This window comes from Pisciglobus halotolerans (assembly GCF_900113675.1).
Classification (GTDB): domain Bacteria; phylum Bacillota; class Bacilli; order Lactobacillales; family Carnobacteriaceae; genus Pisciglobus; species Pisciglobus halotolerans.
This window is the reverse complement of record NZ_FOQE01000065.1, coordinates 1-5188: the sequence shown is the minus strand read 5'-3', so window position 1 is coordinate 5188 and position 5188 is coordinate 1. Positions and strand designations below refer to the sequence as shown.

The 5188-nt window shown below is 35.7% G+C and carries 5 protein-coding genes; all 5 read left to right on the top strand.

All coding sequences use genetic code 11. From position 1 onward, the window contains the following. Window positions 1–162 precede the first annotated feature (162 nt). The 5 genes from BM057_RS11220 to BM057_RS12070 all read left to right on the top strand — a co-directional run bounded on the left by BM057_RS11220 (window position 163) and on the right by BM057_RS12070 (window position 4918). Window positions 163–1341, top strand: a complete 1179-nt coding sequence (locus tag BM057_RS11220) for an IS256-like element ISEf1 family transposase (RefSeq protein WP_000997695.1) — start codon at window positions 163–165, stop codon at window positions 1339–1341. A gap of 116 nt (window positions 1342–1457) precedes the next feature. Next, window positions 1458–2900, top strand: a complete 1443-nt coding sequence (locus tag BM057_RS11215; protein WP_092093827.1) for a YfcC family protein — start codon at window positions 1458–1460, stop codon at window positions 2898–2900. 15 nt (window positions 2901–2915) lie between these two features. Next, complete coding sequence (locus BM057_RS11210; RefSeq protein ID WP_010830867.1) at window positions 2916–3995, top strand: NAD/NADP-dependent octopine/nopaline dehydrogenase family protein; 1080 nt, start codon at window positions 2916–2918, stop codon at window positions 3993–3995. Window positions 3996–4102: 107 nt separating this feature from the next. Next, window positions 4103–4417, top strand: a complete 315-nt coding sequence (locus BM057_RS11205) for an amino acid kinase family protein (RefSeq protein WP_010830868.1) — start codon at window positions 4103–4105, stop codon at window positions 4415–4417. A gap of 45 nt (window positions 4418–4462) precedes the next feature. Further along, window positions 4463–4918: an arginine repressor gene (locus tag BM057_RS12070; protein WP_064686961.1), complete on the top strand. Its 456-nt coding sequence runs from the start codon at window positions 4463–4465 to the stop codon at window positions 4916–4918. Window positions 4919–5188 lie beyond the last annotated feature (270 nt).

Here is a 5188-nt window from a genome sequence, read left to right as displayed (position 1 = left end):
TTTCCTTTAAAATGATTCATCGTCATTCCTCCTGCTATCTTTTTCTATTATTCTACCTTATTTGATAGTAGATTTAAAACTTTGCAACAGAACCCAAAAAAGGAAGTCCCTTCTGTAGAATAAAGTTAACGACAACCAATTCACAGAAAAGAGGACTTCCCTATGAATGATTTTACTACAGAAATTGTGCAAACTCTAGTCACTAAAGGCGATTTAAATGAATTATTCCGTTCGCACTTAGAAAAAGCGATAAACACACTCCTACGGACTGAATTAACGGCTTTTTTAGATTACGAAAAATATGATCGCACTGGTTTTAATTCAGGTAATTCGAGAAACGGTTCTTACTTTCGATCAATCAAAACCGAATATGGTGAATTAACATTGGAAATACCTAGAGATCGTAATGGTGAGTTTAAACAACAAACTTTACCAGCCTACAAAAGAACAAACGATACATTGGAAACCACTATTATCCATTTATTCGAAAAAGGTGTTACGATGTCTGAAATTGCTGATTTGATCGAAAAAATGTACGGTCATCACTATACTCCACAAACCATGTCCAACATGACTAAAGTTCTGACTGAAGAAGTAAATGCCTTTAAATCCAGAGCCTTAAATGATAAGTATGTCGCTATTTTTATGGATGCTACTTACATTCCACTAAAACGTCAAACCGTATCCAAAGAAGCGATTTATATTGCCATTGGTATACGAGAAGACGGCACTAAAGAAGTACTGAGTTATGCGATTGCTCCAACTGAATCAACATACGTTTGGAATGAGCTGCTACAGGATATTAACTCCAGAGGAGTTCAAGAAGTCTTGCTTTTTATTACGGACGGCTTAAAAGGCATGAAAGATACTATCCATCAAATTTATCCTAAAGCAAAATATCAGCATTGTTGTATCCATGTATCTCGTAATATCGCTCATAAAGTACGTGTCAAAGACCGAAAAGAAATCTGTGATGACTTTAAGGCTGTTTATCAAGCTAACTCAAAAGAAGAAGCGAATACCTTCTTATCCGGCATGATTGAGAAATGGAAGAAAAACTATCCTAAAGTGACGCAGTCACTCATAGAAAACCAAGACTTATTAACTTTTTATGATTTTCCACCTAGCATTCGTAGAACCATTTACTCAACCAATCTAATCGAGTCTTTCAATAAGCAAATTAAAAGATACAGCCGTAGAAAAGAGCAGTTTCAAAATGAAGAATCACTAGAACGCTTTCTAGTCAGCATTTTTGATACATACAATCAAAAATTTCTAAACAGAAGCCATAAAGGTTTTCAACAGGTAACCGATACATTAGTTTCAATGTTTACTGAGTAACTAATTATTTTGCAGGAGGACAATTTATTTACACAAAATTATTGACGCTCCCTACATTAAGGAGTTATGATATTAAACAAGGAAAGCGCTTTCCCAAAAAAACTAGGAGATATGTTATGAAAAAAAAGAAAAAGCTATCACTGTCTTCTTTTAGTATCTTGTTTCTTATTTTAATCGTACTGGCTTTAATTTCCATTATTCTCTCAGGCAAAAGCTTTTCTCCAACTTTGTTGATGGATGAAGGAGGTGTAGCTGAAGTAGTTCCGGCAAAATTTTCCACTGTTGTTATGGCTACATTTAACGGTTTTAAAGATGCTATTGATATTTGTATTTTCATCTTAATTCTGGGTGGATTTTTGAGTATCGTGAACAAAACAGGTGCCCTAGAAGCTGGTATTCAAAAAGTTGTAAGAAGACTAAATGGGAATGAGTTAAGGATTATTCCGGTGTTAATGATACTTTTTTCAATTGGCGGTACAACTTTCGGAATGGCTGAAGAAACAATTCCTTTTTATGCCATATTAACACCTGTTATGATTGCCGCTGGTTTTGATCCTATCGTATCCATTGGAACTGTTCTATTAGGATCGGGAGCAGGGGTTCTTGGTTCAACGGTGAATCCCTTCGCTACAGGAGTCGCAATGGACGCTTTGACGGCAATTCACATTCAAACAAACACAGGGTTGGTTATAGCTTTAGGATGTGTTTTATGGTTCACAACAACAGCCTGTGCAATTTACTATGTAATGAAATATGCAAAAAAAGTAAAGCAAGAAAAAGGGTCAACGATTCTTTCACTTCAAGAACAAGAAGAAAGTGAAAAACACTTTAAAACAGATCAATCAAAAACACTAGAATTTACTAGCAAGCATAAAACAGTTCTACTATTTTTCGCATTTACATTCATTATCATGGTGGTTTCTCTCATTCCTTGGCAGAAATTTGGTATTGAGATCTTTAATGGTTGGAGCTCCTTTTTGACGGGGGTCAATCTAGGTGAGTGGTATTTTGGTGACTTAGCTATGTGGTTTTTATTGATGAGTATCATTATTGCTGCTTTCTTCAAGATAGGTGAAAAACAAACGATTACTTCTTTTGTTGCTGGTGCAAGCGACATGCTCTCAGTTGTGTTGATTATCGTTGTGGCAAGAGGTGTATCAGCATTGATGTCATCAACAAATCTTGATTTGTTCTTGTTAGATCGTGCAACCAACCTCTTGGATGGACTCTCTCCTATTCTCTTTGTATTAGGTTCTTATGCAATTTACTTTGTTCTATCTTTCTTGATTCCATCATCTTCTGGATTGGCTTATGTAACCATGCCGATCATGGGGGGGTTAGCTCATCGAATGGGTTTCCCACCAGAAATCATGATTATGGTCTTTGCAGCTACCCATGGTGTTATCAATCTAACGAGTCCTACGTCAGGCATTCTTATGGGGACTCTAGAACTAAATAAGGTTGAGTATTCAACTTGGATGAAATTTATAAAAACCCCAATCATTACCATTATTGTTGTGAATCTTATAACTTTAATTATTTCAATCATCGCGTTATAGAAAGGATGGAAAGCAATGGAAAACGTAACAATTATTGGTGCAGGGAACGGTGGTGTCACTGCTGCCTATCATTTAGCGAAAAACGGCATTGAAGTATGTTTATATGACAATCCAAAATTTTCAACTCAAGTTGATGCAATTAGCGATAGCGGAAAAATTGTTGCTCTATCTGAACATCATGGAGAAAAAATGATGTTATCAGGAAGTGCGGAAATAAAGATTGCCACTACTGATATAAAACAAGCACTTTCTTTTTCAAAAAATGTCGTCATGGTTTGTCCTTCTTTTGCTCAAGAAATTTTCTTCAAAGATATGCTGCCCTATCTGACTTCTGAACATAGAATTGTCATCATGCCAGGTAACTATGGAGGACTGGTCTTAAATAAAATGAAGGAAGATGCGATGATGCCAGAGTTGAATTTGACCTTTATCGATTGTATCAGTATTCCGTGGGCTTGCCGAATCGTTGAGCCGGGAGTTATTTGTATCATGGGTCTCAAAAGCTTTTTACCATTAAGTATCTTTCCGAAAGAGAACACAACTTCTGATTTACTAGATACTCTAAAAAAACTGATCCCTATTCCAATCGAGGTCTTGGACGATCCAATTGAAGCAGGACTGGAAAACATTAATTTTGGGGGACACCCTTTGTTAACAACCTTGAACATGGGCATTTTGGAAAACTTTGAAGGAAACTACAACTATTATCGAGATTGTTGTAGTGTAGCGACTGCAAATGCAGCGGCTAAGATGGATGAAGAACGTTTAGCTGTTGGAAAAAGTTGGGGCTATTCTTTGAGAACAGAGCTTGAAGCAATGAATGCTTTATATGATAGTTCGTATGAAACTGTTTATGATTTCAACCGTGCTTCAACCACTCATGTGAAAATCAATAGTGCGCCAGCATCATCGAAACATCGCTACATCACAGAAGACGTTCCATATTTGCTTGTTCCTTGTTACGAATTGGCTAAATCAAAAGGAATTCGTGTGCCGATTGTTGAATCTTGTATTCATATTGCTTCAGCATACAATGGAGAGAATTATTTCAAAACTGGCCGCACTTTAGAAAAGATGGGAATTTCTCAGCAGTAAGTTCACAAGAAAATTTTAGGGGGAATTTGTTTGAAGAATAAAATAAATGTTTTTTCAGAGATTGGACCATTAAAACAAGTAAAGAATCGGGTTCGGGAATCGAAGCTGTGATCGATAAAGATTTTGCTACCGGGAAGTTAGCAGAATTGGTTGAAGCAGATGTTCTGATTATTTTGACAGGCGTAGAGAAAATTGCTTTAAACTTTGGGAAAGAAAATGAGCAATGGCTAGATCAAGTAACTGTCTCAGAATTGAAAAATTATATTGCAGAAGGACATTTTGCTCCAGGTAGTATGTTACCAAAGGTAGAAGCTGCCATTGAATATGTGAAAACACAGCCCCATTGTAAAACGATTATCACCTCTTTAGAAAGATTGGGAGACATTTTCAAAAATGGTGTAGGGACAACGATTCTTCCTTAATCATACGTTGCAGCAACTCATGAATGGTTTAAGGGGAGAGGGCTTATAAAAAAGAAAGAACGACAAAACTTAATAAAAAAAATCGTCACTGAAAATGAAATTTCAAGCCAAAATGAACTTCTGAAAATATTACGTTCCTATGGTGAATGCCAAACTCAGGCAACTATCTCAAGAGATATGAAGGATTTGCGAATTGTCAAATCATTTTCCAAGGAAGGGGAAATGAGACTTTTGATAATAAACGAAGATAGTAAAAAGGATGTTGGAGCATTATTTAAAAGTATTCAGGAGTATACTATTTCATATGAAAGAACGTCCTTCATCGTAACAATTCATACTTTTCCAAATGGTGCGGATATCATTGCGAATTACATGGATCAAATACCCATGTTTCAATTTGTAGCAACAATGGCAGGATACGACACCTTATTAATCATCGCTAAAACAGAAGACCAAGCAGAGAAAATCTGCCATCAATTACAAGAAATTCTTTCAAATTAAGTGATTGAACCAAAAGTTGTCTAGGGAAAAATATTAGAGGGTGTACAATATTTTGTGTAAGTTCAAAAATATTGTACACCTTCCTTTTCCTACTATTAGTCAAAAGAAATAACGGAGAAATTTTCTAATGCTTTTTCTTGCTAAGAGAGCGAACACTTTTTTCAAAACTAAATAACCTGAATAATTCATAGCTTTAATTCTTTGGCACATTTTATTGAAATATGTATCACTAATATCCCTATCAACTGATTTTGACTAAAAAGTTACTTC

Excerpts from the sequence above, each read along its gene's own strand:
- BM057_RS11220 (WP_000997695.1), top strand. The coding sequence starts at position 163 with ATGAATGATTTTACTACAGAAATTGTGCAAACTCTAGTCACTAAAGGC.
- BM057_RS11215 (WP_092093827.1), top strand. The coding sequence starts at position 1,458 with ATGAAAAAAAAGAAAAAGCTATCACTGTCTTCTTTTAGTATCTTGTTT.
- BM057_RS11210 (WP_010830867.1), top strand. The coding sequence starts at position 2,916 with ATGGAAAACGTAACAATTATTGGTGCAGGGAACGGTGGTGTCACTGCT.